Origin of the sequence: Pengzhenrongella sp. (assembly GCF_036565025.1) — a bacterium.
Lineage (GTDB): Bacteria > Actinomycetota > Actinomycetes > Actinomycetales > Cellulomonadaceae > Pengzhenrongella.
In genome coordinates this window covers 15,424-28,541 of the sequence record NZ_DATCNW010000171.1, presented here as the reverse complement: position 1 = coordinate 28,541, position 13,118 = coordinate 15,424, and the positions used below count along the sequence as shown (strand labels likewise).

Sequence of the window (13,118 nt, the reverse complement as noted above, 5' to 3'; positions counted from 1 at the left end):
GCCGGGTACGGCGCGATCACCGCCCAGACCGCCCGGCGGCTCGCCGCGAGCGGGACCTGGCGGCGGCTGGTCACCGATCCGCAGACCGGCACCGTGCTGGACGTGGGCAAGACCCGGTACCGCCCGCCAGAGGACCTCGCGGAGATCATCCGCGCCCGGGACCCGTACTGCGTGTCCCCGATCTGCAACGCCGCCGCGCGCAACTGCGACCTTGATCACCGGGTGCCGTTCAACCCCGACGGCACCGGCGGAGCCACGTCCACAGAGAACATTTCCCCAGCGTGTCGAAGGGATCACCTGCTCAAGACCCACGCCGGCTGGACGTACGACCGCGCCGAGGACGGCACGATCACCTGGACCACGCCCACCGGGCACACCTATGCCTACAACTCCCCGCCTCCGCCCGGACACGAGCACCTGCCGCAGGTCGAGCCCGAACCCGGGCTCGACCTGGAACCCAAGGCCACGCCCAAGGTGAAGCCGGAGCAGAAATCGGAAGCGGACGACCCGCCGCCGTTCTGATCGAAGAATGGCCGGCCGACATCGCCGGCCGAGTGCATCCGGCAAGACCGCCCATCGCGAGTCATGCGTTCTTCATCGGAGCATCCCGAGTGAGCCGCCGAGTTCGCCATTCTCAGGCGAGTTCGCCGTTTTGACGGAACCGGCGAACTCGCGCCAGAATGGCGAACTCGAGCGAATCCGTCTCGGCCCTGTGCCCTGACGGATTTGGCGGGGCGCGCCACACCGCTCGGTCACTACCAGAACGAAATCATGGCGACCGTCACAGCGAGAAGATGAACTCGCCGTCCTCGCGCTTGGTGTGCAGGTCCCAGTACGCCGTCGCGATGTCCTCGGCCGGCGCGACCGGGAACCCAGGAGTGACCGACTGGTTGATGGACACATCGATGCCGACGTGAACGGCGTAGACGCCGGTCCTCGCCAGCTCCTTGTTCAGGTTGATCGCCCAGTTCCGCAGCGCCGCCGCCGCGGCGTTGACGTTGCCGACCATGGGGACCGGGTCGACGGAGCCGGCGCGGGTGGTGAACAGCAGCGTGCCGGCACCCGCCTCCTTCATGGCGGGCAGGACGGCCTGGGTCGCGGTGATGGCGCCGTAGAGCTGGAACTCGATCTGCGCCTGCATGTCCTCCGGGGACGTCTCCGACGGCAGCGTCAGCTTCGTGTCCGCGGCCGTTCCCCCGGGCGTGTGCTCAAGCACATCGATACCCCCGACGTGCGCGGCCGCCTTACCCAGCGCCTGGGTGAGCGCGGGCCGGTCAAGCACATCCGCTGTGAACGCGGCCGCGGTGATCCCGTCCGCGGCGAGCTCACCGATCAGTCCCTCGAGCTTCTCCTGGTTCCGCGCGATCAGCGCGACGTCGTAGCCGTGCGAGCCGAAGGTCCGTGCGATCGCGAGCCCCAGCGCGGGGCCGGCTCCGACGATGGCGAGTGTTGGCATGGTCTTGCCTCTCGTTAAATGGAACGGTCGATCCGTTTCGTCTACGCTAATACAAAAACGGATCGACAGTTCCACTTAGTACGATGAGGTCATGGACACGGCGGAGACAACCAGCGGCACGCACCCCGAGCGGCCTGTGCCGGCCCTGCGGGCAGACGCCGAACGCAACCGCGAACGCATCCTCGCCGCCGCGCGAGTGCTCTACGCACGCGAAGGGCTCAGGGTCTCCATGGCCGCCGTCGCCCGTCAGGCCGGAGTCGGCAAGGCGACGCTGTCGCGCCACTTCACCACCCCCCAGCAACTCATCGACGCCGTCTTCGCCGACCGCATGGACGCGTACGTCGAGGCCACCGCCAAGGCACTGGCCGACGCCGACCCCTGGCACGGATTCGTCTCCTACGTCACGGACGTGTCCGAGATGCAGGCCCGCGATCGCGGCTTCGCGAGCGTCCTCACGCTCACCTTCTCCGGGGCCGATGCCCTCGAAGAGCGCCGGGCCGAGGCGTACCACGGCTTCCTGGAGATCATCGAGCGCGCCAAGGCCACCAGTCACCTCCGTGCGGACTTCGCCTCCGAAGATCTGATCCTCGTGCTGATGGCCAACGCCGGCGTCATCTCGGCAACCGCGGACGACGCCCCCGACAGCTGGCGCCGCCTCATCGGACAGCTGCTCCGCGGCTTCGCGAGCCCGGGCGCGCCGGTCGCACCGATGCCACCGGCTCCCTCGTCCGATGACCTCTATCGCGCCATGGCACGCACCCACGAGTGGACCGCCCCTGGCGGGAGCTAGCCCCGCGATGGGGGTACTCCCATCTGCGCCGCCTTCCCGACGGCGGCCGCGGCCCAGGTGGGGCGGCTCCCCCGCCGCTACGTCTTGTCCGGAGCCAGCTCGCCGTACCAGTAAAACGCGGTCACTCCCCCGTCCATCAGGATGTCGCTGCCGGTGATGAACCCGCCGTCCGGACCCATCAGCAGGGCGCCCACGGTGCCGACCTCGTCCGGAGTGCCGGCCCGGCCCACCGCGGACAGCTCGATCATGCGCCGATAGCCCGCTCCGCGCGGACCGGTGAGCTCGTCCCTGGCCAGCGGGGTGATGATGATGCCCGGGCTGATCGTGTTGAGCCGCGCACCCCGCTTGCCCCAGCGGACCGCCTCCGCCATGACGCGCAGCGAGTTTCCGCGCTTGGAGAGCTGATACGCGTGCAGCGAGTCCGTGAGCTGGTCGGGGGCGAGGAAGGGCAGGTCGAGCAGCTCCTCGACGGGCGTCGTCGCCAACGCCCGGTTCTGCTCGACGGCGAGCGGCGGCAGGCGGTGACCTGACTGCGACGCGATCACGACGCCCGCGCCACCCGGGGAAATGACGCTGCCGAACTCCTCGAGGACGAGCGCCGTGCCGTACAGGTCGACCTTGAGGATCGTCGAAGGGGAGGCTTGCGACGGGGACACGCCGGCCGCATGGATCAGTCCGGTGACCTCACCCAGATCCCTCGCCGTCTTGACGAGCGCGCGAACATCCGCGCGAGAGGACACGTCAACCGTTGCGACGCTCACCTCGTATCCGGCGTTCGCCAGCACCTCCGCCGCAGCGTCTGCGTTGTCCTGACGAAGATCGGCCAGCAGAACGTGCTCGCCGACGCCGACGCGTCGCGCGATCGCCTGACCGATCTGACCCGGCCCGATGACGACGATGACGTTCTTCATCGCGGTCACCGGTCGATCATCCGTTCGTTCGCCTCGGAGTACCGGCCACCCTGCGCCTGGATCTGCGCGTCGGAGATCTCGCCCAGGTCGTCGGCGGTGAGCGCGACGTCGGCCGCCGCGAGGTTCTCCTCGAGCCGGGGCAGCTTCGTCGTGCCGGGGATCGGGACGATCCACGGCTTCTGGGCGAGCAGCCAGGCGAGGGCGACCTGCGCCGGCGTCGCACCCCTGAGGTCCGCGACCTGGTGACGAGGTCGACGAACGCCCGGTTGGATCGCCGGGCGTCGGTGTCGGCGAACCGCGGGACGGTGTTGCGGAAGTCGCCGCTCTCGAAGCGTGCGCGCGTCGGATCGTTTGCACCCCAGCCTCGGACAGGCCGAAGTGCCGCGCCTTGCCCTGCTCGATCAGCTCCTTGACGGTGCCCGCGACGTCCTCGATCGGCACGTTGGGGTCCACGCGGTGGGTCGATGTGCATGGGCACTCCTCAGGCCTCGGGAATCTGGCGGCCGAAGTTCTCGCGGGTGATCTGCTCCGGTTCCGGGCCACCGCGGACGCCGGTGTCGAGGGCGTCGATGGATGCCAGCTCGTCGGCGCTGAGGTCGAAGTCGAAGATGTCGAAGTTCTCCGCGATCCGGGAGGGCGTGACCGACTTCGGGATGGCCTGGCGGCCGTGCTGGAGGTGCCAGCGCAGCATCACCTGGGCCGGTGTCTTGGCGTGCGCAGCCGCGATCTCCTTGATCGCCGCGTCCCCGAGGGTGCTGCCGTGGGCGCCGTCGCGGTAGAAGGTGATCCCGCCGATCGGTGACCACGCCTGGGACAGGATCCCGTGCTGGGTGTCGGCCGCGAGGACCTCGGACTGCCGGAAGTAGGGGTGCACCTCGATCTGGTTGACCGCCGGCACCACCGACGTGGCCGCCATCAGCCGCGAGAGGTGGTCGGGCATGAAGTTGCTGACCCCGATCGCGCGGACCTTGCCGTCTGCGAGCAACCTCTCCAGCGCCTGGTGGGCGCCGATGGTGAGGTCGAACTCGCCGGGCAGCGCCTGGTGCAGGATCAGCAGGTCGATCTGGTCGATCCCGAGCTTGCCCGCGCTCTTGTCGAACGCGTGCAGCGTCTGGTCGTAGCCGTAGTCGGTGATCCAGACCTTCGTCTCGACGAAAAGCTCCGGACGGTCGAGCCCCGAACGACGGATCGCCTCGCCGACCCCCCGCTCGTTGAGGTACGCCGCGGCAGTGTCGATGTGCCGGTAGCCGATGGCCAGCGCGGCCTCGACGGCTGCCCTGGTCTCGTCCGGAGGCGTCTGGAAGACCCCGAACCCGAGGGCCGGCATCTCGACGCCGGTGTGTGCAGTTTCAGAAGAGGAGTGCTCATGCCTGCCACGCTAGGCACCTGCGGTCGAGCGTGGGAGTGTCTGTCGAGCCAGGCACTGGCAGGGCCTCCCTCATCTGTTCAGGCGACCGTCTCCTCGGCGCGCCAGCGCATGGCGGAGACGCTGCCGCCCGCTGGTCCAGCTGCGCGAAACCGGCGCACATGACTCGGCGTGACGTACAGTTTCCTGTACCCCAAGGAGGCTGCCCGTGAAGACCCGCACCTACTCCCAGACACGTGCCCACTTCGCCCAGACGCTGGATGCTGTCACCGCAGACCGCGAAGAGGTCATCATTACTCGCGCAGGCCATGAGCCTGTCGTGATTGTCTCCCTCGCTGACTACGAATCCTTGAAGGAGACCGCGTACCTGCTGCAGAATCCGGCGAATGCCCGCCGCCTATTGAGAGCAATCGAGCGGCTCGAAGCGGGCATCGGCGGTGAACACGAACTAGCCGAACCTCTCGATCTTCCGCCCGGGCTCCACGGCCTCCAGGCCGGCGACGAGTGAGGTTCGTCTGGGATGCAGACGCGTGGGAGGACTATCTGTATTGGCAGACGCAGGACCGCAAGACTCTGCGCCGAATCAACGAGGTCCTTCGCGACATCGCCCGAGGTGCGGCCGAGGGGACACCGAACGAAGGAATCGGCAAGCCGGAGCTACTCAAGCACGGGCTGCACGGCTACTGGTCCCGGCGAATCACGGACGAACACCGCTTGGTGTACAAGGTCATTGACGACGAGCTGCGCATCGCTGCGTGTCGCTACCACTACGCCTGAAGGCCGCGAAGATCCTCCGCCAGCTCGACGATGATCCCCTCCGGGCCGCGGACGTAGCAGAGCAGATAGCTGTCTTGGTAGCGCTCCATCTCGCCGACGAGCTCCGCGCCGCGCGATCGCAAGCCGGCGACGGCGGCGTCGAGGTCGTCGACCGCGAAGGCCACATGGCGCAGGCCGCGGGTGTTGGCCGGCGCGTGCCGATCGCCGCCCCCGCCCGACGGGGCGTGAAACCTCGTTAGCTCGATCCGTCCGTGGCCGTCGGGGGTCTCCACCATCGCGATCTCCGCCCGGACGCCCTCGAGCCCGACCACGCGGTCCACCCAACCGCCCTCGACCGGCGCCTCGCCCGTCAGCCTGAGCCCGAGCTCGACGAAGAAGGCCGTCGCGGCCGCGAGGTCGTCGACCACGATGCCGACGTGGTCCATGCGTCTGATCGTCATGCGCTCGACGGTAGCGAACGACGCCGCGCCAGGCACCGCCGGGACCGGCCGCCCGCACCCGCCTGACCGACGCGAATCTTCAGGGTTTCTTCGTCAGCCGTGCACCGATCCGCACGGGTTCGAGACCCAGACTCGGGATGACGCACCCCCGCACGAACCCAACCCCGATGTTCCCCGCCCGCTGACCCGACTCGCCGCACCTCGGAGTACACATCTGAAGCTGCCCACCAGGCGCCCGCTCATCGTCACAGCCCTCGCGATCGCCCTGACCACAGGCCTCGCCGCCTGCTCCGCGGCGAGCCCCGCGCCCTCCCGCGAGCGCGCAGCTCTGCCGACGCCCAAGGTGATCGCAGGCTCGGTGTGGGTGGCGAACGAGGAGGGCAACAGCCTCGCGGTCCTCGACGCCGCCGCCAACAAGGTCGTGACGACCCTGACCGGAATCGCCGCACCGCACAACGTTCAAGCCAGTCGGGACGGCTCACTCACCTACGCGGTCAGCGAGCACGACAACACGGTCGTCGCCGTCGACACCACGACATACGCGGTGTCCGCGGTCGGACCCAGCGGTCCCTCCCCCGCCCACGTGATCCAGTCCGCCGACGGCACCAAGGCGTACGTCACGAACTCCGGGAACGGCACCGTCTCGGTATTTCGCGTGCCCGGGCTGAAGAGCATCGCCACGATCAAGGTCGGTGGAATGCCGCACGGTCTGCGCCCTGCGGGGAACGGATCCGTCGTCGTGGTCGCGAACACCCAGGCCAACGCGCTGGACGTCATCAACCCCGCGACCGACACCGAGACCGCCGCTGTCCCCGTCGGGGGGAGCCCCGTCCAGGTCGCGGTGGACGGCGCCGGCCGGTACGCCTACGCCAGCATCACCGAGCCCGCCTCCGTGGTGAAGGTCGACCTCCGCTCGCGCACGGTCGTCGACAAGGTCAACGTTCCCAGTGCACCGGTCCAGCTCTTCCTGACCCCCGACGGGAAGACCTTGCTGTCTGCGGACCAGGGCACCACGACCAAGCCCGGAAACACCCTCTCGGTCATCGACCCGACCACGATGGGGGTGACGGGCACCGTGCGTACGGGTTCGGGTCCGCACGGCGTCGTCGTCGACCCCTCGGGGACGCGGGCGTGGGTGACGAACGTCGACGACGACACCGTCTCGGTCGTCGACATCGCCGGCCTCGCCGTACTCGCGACCATCCCGGTGGGCGACATGCCGAACGGCGTGACGTTCTTCCGGCGTCCGCCGGCCCCCGCCGCGGCACCAACTATCGACCTGAACCTCCGCACCTCGAGGACGCCCGACGACGACCACACATCGATGACGATGCCCATGCCGGACGAAGGCTGACCAGCGGCTCGGTCGTCCCAGCGTCGAGGTGTTCAACGCGACCGGTAATGGCTGAACGCCCGAGTGACGATGCCGATCCCAGGCGTGAAGAGAGGGCGAACGATGCCAATTGACGTTCTCGTCGAGACGACGATCGCCCGCGACCCCGACGTGGTCGCGAAGTTCGCCGGCGACCCGACGAACGCAACCGAGTGGTACGCCAACATCAGGTCCGTGACCTGGAAGACCCCGCCGCCGGCCGCAGTCGGGGCACGCATGGAGTTCGAGGCACAGTTCCTCGGACGGCGGCTCGTCTACACCTACGAAATCACCGAACTCGTGCCGAGACATCGTCTGGTCATGCGCACGGCACAGGGGCCGTTCCCGATGGAGACGACGTACACGTGGGAGCGATCCGACGAAGGCACCCGGATGACCCTGCGCAACCGGGGCGAGCCCAGCGGCTTCTCACGCGTGGCGGCCCCGCTCATGGAGCGGGCCGTGCGTCGCGCAACGAGCAAGGACCTCGCGCGCTTGAGGATGCTCCTGGAGGCCGCCGGCGGGCCGGTCACCGACCGAGTTTGAGGACACGATCAACGGGTGTCCTGGCCTCGATCCGGGACCTCGTCCGACGACGATCCCGGGGACATGCGGCGCCGCTACGCAGGGATGGTGACGACGAACTGGCAGCCGGGCGCCCGGTTGCTGACCGCGACGGTCCCCCGGTGCGCCTCGACGAGGCCCTTGACGATCGCCAGGCCGAGACCAGCGCCGACGTCGTCGCCCGGCGTGCGGGCGTGGCCACCGCGCCAGGCGACGTCGAAGACTCGACCGAGGTCGGCGTCGGGGATTCCCCCGCAGGCGTCGGTGACAGCGAGCTCGACAGCGGCCGGAGTGGCGCGGGCGTGGATCTCGACGGCGCCGTCGGACGGCGTGTGTCGGATCGCGTTCATCACCAGGTTGGACACCACCCGGGCCAGGGCGTCGGGGTCGCCCCGGACCAGCACACCGGAGTCGACGGAACCACCGACCCGGACGCCCTTCGACCGGGCGACGGGGTCAGCCCAGGCAATCGCCTCGCTGACGAGGTCACCGAGGGCGACGGTCTGCGGCGTGAGCTGGAGGGATCCGGCGTGGATGCGGGACAGCTCGAAGAGATCGTCGACCATGCGGACCATCCGGTCGACCTCGGTCCGCATCTGCGCCCGGTACCGCGCGGGGTCGTCGGCGAGGCCGTCCTCGAGCGCCTCCGCCATCGCCCGGATACCGGCGAGCGGGGTGCGCAGGTCGTGCGACACCCAGGCGACGAGCTCGCGGCGGGACTCCTCCAGGTGCCGCTCTCGCTCCGCCGACGAGCGCAGGCGGTCGCTGCTGCGGGTGAGCTCGCGGGCGATCTCGGCGAACTCCCGCGGCCCGTTCGCCGGGCCGACGAACTCCCCGCCCTCCCCGAAGTTGATGGCCGCGTCGCGCAGCCGCCGCGCCGACGCCACGACCTGCTCACCGAGCCAGACGGCGACGCCGACGGAAACGACCCCCGAGACGGCGCACACCGTGATCACCACCGCGAAGTCGTGGTCGGAGAGGAACATCGCGCGGGCGGTACCGAGGACGCCGGCAGCGATGCCCGCGACGGCCACCAGTCCGAGGATCGCCGCAGACCAACGCACAGAACGGCGGCGCACGGTCCATGCCAAGGCCGCCCCGACGAGCCCGACGGCGACCGACCACGCCACGGCGATGGCGATCACAGCGAGCGTGGCACCGCTCATGGGGCCTCCCACCGGTAGCCGACACCCCAGACCGTGACGAGCCGGACGGGGTGGGTCGGGTCGTTCTCGACCTTTTCCCGCAGCCTGCGCACGTGCACGGTCACGGTCGACTGATCGCCGAACGACCAGCCCCAGACGTCTCGCAGGAGGTCGTCCCGCGACCACGCGACACCCTGGTTCGCGATCAGGAACCGCAGCAGGTCGAACTCGCGGACCGTCAGCGCGAGCCGTTCCCCCGCGCGCGTGACGACGTGCTGCGCGGAGTCGATCGTGAGGTCGCCGTCGTGCAGCACGACGTCTGCGGTGTCGGGGCGTTGTCCGGCTCTTCGCAGCACGGAGTCGACCCGGAGCACGAGCTCACGGGGGCTGAAGGGCTTGGTGACGTAGTCGTCGGCGCCGAGCCCGAGCCCCATGACCCGGTCGGTCTCAGCCCCCAGGGCAGTCAGCATGATGACCGGGACGTCGCCGGCCTCCCGCAGCCGTCGGCACACCTCGAGCCCGTCGATGCCCGGCAGCATCAGGTCGAGCACAACGAGGTCCGCCGGCCGCGCACGCATCGCGGCCAGCGCGCTCTCACCATCCTCGACCTCGATCACCCGATGGCCGCCGGCGCGCAGGTAGGACACCACGACCTCACGCACGGTGTGGTCGTCGTCGACGACGAGAACATCTGCCACGCGTAGATCCTCTCCCTGCGACGGGCGAACGTCTTAGTCGGATTCTCGCAGCGGACCTGCGCGTCGAGCCCCGATTCGGCAGCGCCCGGACGGCCCGAAAGACTTTCGTCACATCTGGGCCGCATCGGCGGTGCTTGGGGAGCCGCGACACATGGCGAACCTGAGGGCCGACCGCGTAGCGTCGTCGGTCATAGGCGGACATTTCGGACTCGCAGGAACCCTATGGTGAGAGGACCGACCCGATGGAGCCCCTCGATTTCTCCGATCTTCGTGCCGCGTTCGTCAACTGCACGCTCAAGCGCTCGCCCGAGGTCTCGAACACGGCGGGCTTGATGGCGAAATCCACCGCGATCATGCGAGCGCACGGCGTCACGGTGGACGAGATCCGCGCGGTCGACTTCGACCTCGCCCCCGGGGTCTACCCGGACATGACCCAGAAGGGGTGGGACCACGACGACTGGCCCGCGCTGGCACCCCGAATCCTCGCCGCGGACATCCTCGTGATCGGCACCCCCATCTGGCTCGGCGACAAGTCGAGCGAGTGCACCCGCGTCATCGAGCGCCTCTACTCCCTGTCCGGTGAACTGAACGCGGCCGGGCAGTACCTCTACTACGGGCGCGCGGCCGGGGTGATCGTGACCGGGAACGAGGACGGCATCAAGCACGTCGCGATGAACGTGCTGTACTCGCTCCAGCACCTGGGCTACGTCATCCCGCCGCAGGCCGACGCGGGCTGGATCGGGGAGGCCGGCCCCGGCCCGTCCTACCTCGACGAAGGCTCCGGCGGCCCGCAGAACGAGTTCACCCGGCGCAACACCACCTTCATGTCGTGGAACCTGATGCACCTCGCCGCGATCCTCAAGCGCGGCGGCGGCTTCCCTACCCACGGCAATGAACGCTCCGCCTGGGACGCCGGCGAGCGTTTCGACCACCCGAACCCCGAATACCGATAGGGCCGATTCGCCGACGGTCCCGGTCGAGCGGGACCCGCGGACTGCCAGGTGCCGCGGCCTCGCCCCGTCCCTGGACACCAGCCAGACCACGTCAGGCGCGCTCCGCCGTAAGGAAGCCGTAACCACAGACCCGTGGCCGCTCGCGCCCCGGTCGCGTTGAGTGGTGAGTGACCCGGCCGGACGGTTCGGGGACCTCAGGAGGAGAACCATGAGCAAGAAGCTGACAACGACAGGACTCGCCGTGGGCGGGATGCTGGTCGCGATGATCGCGGGGGCCGCGCCCGCGACGGCCGGCGTCAGCGGGCCCGCGTTCTACGTGGACGGATCGTTGTACCGGACGGTGGGCACCCCCACCGACCTCACGCGCACCGGAGCCCCGGCCGGTTCCTGGGACCTCATCTACAACTTCGGTGGGGCGCAGCTCAACGTGGCGACGGCCGCGCCCGGGGACCGGGACTACAACGGCGGGCGCTGGCAGGTGCATGCCCTTTCCTTCCCTGCTGGGTATTCCGCGGCGGTGGCCTCTGCAGACGCAGATCACGACGGCGTGCTCGACTCGGATGCGGAGATCGGTGCCGCCATCGCGGCCGGGACCGCCGTGGACCTCGGCGTCGTCAAGCAGTTCGAGTGCCCGGTGATCCCCCTGCCGCCGAACGCCTAGCGCGACGACCGGCGAGCGGCGAGCGGCGAGCGGCGAGCGGCGAGCGTGCCACCTTCCCCGTCAGATGAAGAAGCCACCGTTGGACTCGCTGGCATCGCCAAGGAAGGTGGCAACGCCGCCGAGCTCGACGCCGTCGATGAGGTCCTCTTGCGCGATGCCGAGCAGGTCCATGGTCATGGTGCAGCCGACGAGCCGGACGCCCGCGGTCTGCGCGGACGCGATGAGCTCGGGGAGGGAGGCGACGTTGTGCTGCTTCATGATCTTCTTCATCATGGCGGTGCCACCCCCGAGCATGTTCAGCGTGGACAGCTTGAGGTCGTTGGCCCCCGAGGGCAGCGCGGCGCCGAACATGCGCATCACCGCTGACTTCTCTCGCGCGGGCGGGTCTTGGCGGCGCAGCGAATTCAGGCCCCAGAAGGTGAAGAACATCGACACCTCGTCGCCCATCGCGAGGGCGCCGTTGGCCATGATGAACGCGGCGAGGACCTTGTCGAGGTCGCCGGAGAACACGACGAACGACTTTTTGTCCTTGATGCGCGCGGCTGGTCCGGTGAACGCGGCCGGTCCGCTGAGCGCAGCCTTCGCGGCGCCGGCCGGGTGGCCCTTGCGGAAGCGCGCGACGTAGCCGGGTCCCTCGGGGGTCAGCACGAGGATGGTGTGGCCGTTCTTCGCCGCCCACGCGGGTGCGTCCAGCCGGAACCCGGCGTCCGAGACGTGCGCCAGGATCTCGTCACCCGGTGCGAGGGTGGCGATGCGCTCCTGCAGCTTCATGATCGGTCCCGGGCACGCCAGCCCGGTGCAGTCCAGATCGACGAAGACCCCGGTGGAGTCGAGCGCGGTGGCCGTCTCGGCCGACGGCGGGCCGGCGTGCTCGGCGTAGGACGTGACGGGGAGCGGCTCGTCGATCGCGCTCGGCGTGACGTCGTGGAACGCGCGGAAGGTCCGCATCCCCCCGGAGAGGGTCTTGACGTCGAGGAAGCCTCGCTGAACCAGTGAGCGGTAGGCAAGGTAGCTGCGGAAACCGACCGCGCAGTAGAGCCGGATCGGGGTGGCGCGGTCCCAGCCCTCCTGGCGGCGGCGCAGGTCCTTCAGCGGCACGTTCTCGGCGCCGGGCAGGTGCCAGATCTCGAACTCGTCCTCGCCGCGGACGTCGATGATCCGGGCGCCGTCGGTCGCCTCGGGGTAGTCGGCGGCCTGCCACAGCGCGAGGTCCCCCCGCAGGGTGTTGGCAGCCACGAAGCCGACCATGTTCACCGGGTCCTTCGCCGAGCCGAACGGTGGCGCGTAGGACAGCTCAAGAGTCTCCAGGTCGTACACGGTCATCCCCGCCCGCAGCGCGGCGGCCAGCACGTCCAGGCGCTTGTCGACGCCGTCGAACCCGGCTATCTGTGCGCGACGGCGTGGCCGATCCCGCCTTCGCGGTCCCTACCTCCACCGCCGTCCACGGCGGCCTTGATGACGTCCATGTCGCCGATCCGGCGCAGCACGTGGATCGCTGGCAGGTCGATGCCGGGCAGGTTCGGCCGGACGGGCACCGCTCCCGGGGCGAGTGCGAGCTTGTCGTAGGGCTCGTCGTACTCCGCACCGGTGTCGACATCGCGCACCCGAACCGTCTTCGCTACGCGGTCGATGCTGAGCACCTCAATGCCGGTGCGCACATCGAGGTCGAGGGACTCGCTCAGCGACTGCGGCGACTGCAGCAGGAGCCGGCTGCGCTCCGTGATCACCTCACCGATGTGGTAAGGCAGGCCGCAGTTCGCGAACGACACGTGGTGCCCGCGCTCGAACACGACGATCTGGGCGAACTCGTCCAGCCGGCGCGCACGCGCCGCGATGGACATTCCGGCTGCTACTCCGCCGACGACGATCTTCATCAGGGTGGGGATCCGATCCTTGAGGGCTGCTGATTTCCACGCTAGGCCGCCGCCACACCGCCAGACGGGACGTTGGTCGCGTACCCCAGGGGGTATACGTCTGTCATGCTT

Annotated in this window: 17 protein-coding genes and 1 pseudogene; 8 read left to right on the top strand and 10 right to left on the bottom strand. The window is 69.3% G+C overall.

The genetic code is table 11. The features are described from left to right. Positions 1-522 (top strand): DUF222 domain-containing protein (locus VIM26_RS09950; RefSeq protein WP_331950660.1); only part of this gene is annotated, 522 nt, incomplete at its 5' end. Positions 523-781: 259 nt separating this feature from the next. Here the strand turns inward: VIM26_RS09950 and VIM26_RS09945 are convergent. Then, a complete protein-coding gene (locus tag VIM26_RS09945; protein ID WP_331950658.1) occupies positions 782-1,456 on the bottom strand; it encodes an SDR family NAD(P)-dependent oxidoreductase in 675 nt (224 codons plus the stop codon). A gap of 91 nt (positions 1,457-1,547) precedes the next feature. Between VIM26_RS09945 and VIM26_RS09940 the strand changes: the two genes are divergently transcribed. Beyond that, positions 1,548-2,246 carry a helix-turn-helix domain-containing protein gene (locus VIM26_RS09940; protein ID WP_331950656.1) on the top strand — a complete coding sequence of 233 codons (699 nt, stop codon included), beginning with the start codon at positions 1,548-1,550 and terminating at the stop codon, positions 2,244-2,246. 77 nt (positions 2,247-2,323) lie between these two features. On the opposite strand, the gene VIM26_RS09935 is transcribed toward VIM26_RS09940, so the two are convergent. The 4 genes and pseudogenes from VIM26_RS09935 to VIM26_RS09920 form a co-directional block, all read right to left on the bottom strand. Then, the gene (locus VIM26_RS09935; RefSeq protein WP_331950664.1) at positions 2,324-3,157 is read right to left on the bottom strand and encodes an SDR family oxidoreductase; all 834 of its coding nucleotides are present in this window, start codon (positions 3,155-3,157) and stop codon (positions 2,324-2,326) included. A gap of 5 nt (positions 3,158-3,162) precedes the next feature. Next, complete coding sequence (locus VIM26_RS09930; protein WP_331950662.1) at positions 3,163-3,348, bottom strand: hypothetical protein; 186 nt, start codon at positions 3,346-3,348, stop codon at positions 3,163-3,165. A gap of 199 nt (positions 3,349-3,547) precedes the next feature. Continuing rightward, a pseudogene (locus VIM26_RS09925) lies at positions 3,548-3,598 on the bottom strand (hypothetical protein); the annotation flags it as partial. Positions 3,599-3,638: 40 nt separating this feature from the next. Continuing rightward, on the bottom strand, positions 3,639-4,484 hold the full coding sequence (locus VIM26_RS09920; protein ID WP_331950654.1) for an aldo/keto reductase: 846 nt from the start codon (positions 4,482-4,484) through the stop codon (positions 3,639-3,641). Between the two features lie 247 nt (positions 4,485-4,731). Between VIM26_RS09920 and VIM26_RS09915 the strand changes: the two genes are divergently transcribed. Next, complete coding sequence (locus tag VIM26_RS09915) at positions 4,732-5,031, top strand: type II toxin-antitoxin system prevent-host-death family antitoxin (RefSeq protein ID WP_331950652.1); 300 nt, start codon at positions 4,732-4,734, stop codon at positions 5,029-5,031. After that, on the top strand, positions 5,028-5,300 hold the full coding sequence (locus tag VIM26_RS09910) for a Txe/YoeB family addiction module toxin (RefSeq protein WP_331950650.1): 273 nt from the start codon (positions 5,028-5,030) through the stop codon (positions 5,298-5,300). The genes VIM26_RS09915 and VIM26_RS09910 overlap by 4 nt, the downstream gene beginning before the upstream one ends. Here the strand turns inward: VIM26_RS09910 and VIM26_RS09905 are convergent. Beyond that, on the bottom strand, positions 5,291-5,740 hold the full coding sequence (locus tag VIM26_RS09905; protein WP_331950648.1) for a VOC family protein: 450 nt from the start codon (positions 5,738-5,740) through the stop codon (positions 5,291-5,293). The genes VIM26_RS09910 and VIM26_RS09905 overlap by 10 nt on opposite strands. 364 nt (positions 5,741-6,104) lie before the next feature. Here VIM26_RS09905 and VIM26_RS09900 point away from each other — a divergent pair, with 364 nt between their 5' ends. Then, positions 6,105-7,094: a beta-propeller fold lactonase family protein gene (locus VIM26_RS09900; RefSeq protein ID WP_331950646.1), complete on the top strand. Its 990-nt coding sequence runs from the start codon at positions 6,105-6,107 to the stop codon at positions 7,092-7,094. Between the two features lie 102 nt (positions 7,095-7,196). Next, positions 7,197-7,658 carry an SRPBCC family protein gene (locus VIM26_RS09895; RefSeq protein ID WP_331950645.1) on the top strand — a complete coding sequence of 154 codons (462 nt, stop codon included), beginning with the start codon at positions 7,197-7,199 and terminating at the stop codon, positions 7,656-7,658. A gap of 74 nt (positions 7,659-7,732) precedes the next feature. Here the strand turns inward: VIM26_RS09895 and VIM26_RS09890 are convergent, their stop codons facing one another. Both VIM26_RS09890 and VIM26_RS09885 read right to left on the bottom strand, forming a co-directional pair. Next, on the bottom strand, positions 7,733-8,842 hold the full coding sequence (locus VIM26_RS09890) for a HAMP domain-containing sensor histidine kinase (RefSeq protein WP_331950644.1): 1,110 nt from the start codon (positions 8,840-8,842) through the stop codon (positions 7,733-7,735). After that, on the bottom strand, positions 8,839-9,519 hold the full coding sequence (locus tag VIM26_RS09885) for a response regulator transcription factor (protein ID WP_331950642.1): 681 nt from the start codon (positions 9,517-9,519) through the stop codon (positions 8,839-8,841). Before VIM26_RS09885 ends, VIM26_RS09890 begins: the two co-directional genes overlap by 4 nt. Positions 9,520-9,761: 242 nt before the next feature. Between VIM26_RS09885 and VIM26_RS09880 the strand changes: the two genes are divergently transcribed. Together VIM26_RS09880 and VIM26_RS09875 are read left to right on the top strand one after the other, a co-directional pair. Continuing rightward, entirely contained in the window at positions 9,762-10,472 is a 711-nt protein-coding gene (locus VIM26_RS09880; protein WP_331950640.1) for a flavodoxin family protein, read from the top strand. 208 nt (positions 10,473-10,680) lie between these two features. After that, complete coding sequence (locus tag VIM26_RS09875; RefSeq protein ID WP_331950638.1) at positions 10,681-11,133, top strand: hypothetical protein; 453 nt, start codon at positions 10,681-10,683, stop codon at positions 11,131-11,133. Between the two features lie 60 nt (positions 11,134-11,193). On the opposite strand, the gene VIM26_RS09870 is transcribed toward VIM26_RS09875, so the two are convergent. Further along, positions 11,194-12,483 carry a DsrE/DsrF/DrsH-like family protein gene (locus tag VIM26_RS09870; RefSeq protein ID WP_331950636.1) on the bottom strand — a complete coding sequence of 430 codons (1,290 nt, stop codon included), beginning with the start codon at positions 12,481-12,483 and terminating at the stop codon, positions 11,194-11,196. Positions 12,484-12,515: 32 nt separating this feature from the next. After that, positions 12,516-13,007 carry an FAD-dependent oxidoreductase gene (locus VIM26_RS09865; RefSeq protein WP_331950634.1) on the bottom strand — a complete coding sequence of 164 codons (492 nt, stop codon included), beginning with the start codon at positions 13,005-13,007 and terminating at the stop codon, positions 12,516-12,518. Positions 13,008-13,118: the final 111 nt, after the last annotated feature.

What these genes read in the sequence shown, in the direction of transcription:
- VIM26_RS09940 (WP_331950656.1), top strand. Translation starts at nt 1,548, where the DNA reads ATGGACACGGCGGAGACAACCAGCGGCACGCACCCCGAGCGGCCTGTG.
- VIM26_RS09880 (WP_331950640.1), top strand. Translation starts at nt 9,762, where the DNA reads ATGGAGCCCCTCGATTTCTCCGATCTTCGTGCCGCGTTCGTCAACTGC.
- VIM26_RS09875 (WP_331950638.1), top strand. Translation starts at nt 10,681, where the DNA reads ATGAGCAAGAAGCTGACAACGACAGGACTCGCCGTGGGCGGGATGCTG.
- VIM26_RS09935 (WP_331950664.1), bottom strand. Translation starts at nt 3,157, where the DNA reads ATGAAGAACGTCATCGTCGTCATCGGGCCGGGTCAGATCGGTCAGGCG.
- VIM26_RS09945 (WP_331950658.1), bottom strand. Translation starts at nt 1,456, where the DNA reads ATGCCAACACTCGCCATCGTCGGAGCCGGCCCCGCGCTGGGGCTCGCG.
- VIM26_RS09895 (WP_331950645.1), top strand. Translation starts at nt 7,197, where the DNA reads ATGCCAATTGACGTTCTCGTCGAGACGACGATCGCCCGCGACCCCGAC.
- VIM26_RS09865 (WP_331950634.1), bottom strand. Translation starts at nt 13,007, where the DNA reads ATGAAGATCGTCGTCGGCGGAGTAGCAGCCGGAATGTCCATCGCGGCG.
- VIM26_RS09905 (WP_331950648.1), bottom strand. Translation starts at nt 5,740, where the DNA reads ATGACGATCAGACGCATGGACCACGTCGGCATCGTGGTCGACGACCTC.
- VIM26_RS09890 (WP_331950644.1), bottom strand. Translation starts at nt 8,842, where the DNA reads ATGAGCGGTGCCACGCTCGCTGTGATCGCCATCGCCGTGGCGTGGTCG.
- VIM26_RS09920 (WP_331950654.1), bottom strand. Translation starts at nt 4,484, where the DNA reads ATGCCGGCCCTCGGGTTCGGGGTCTTCCAGACGCCTCCGGACGAGACC.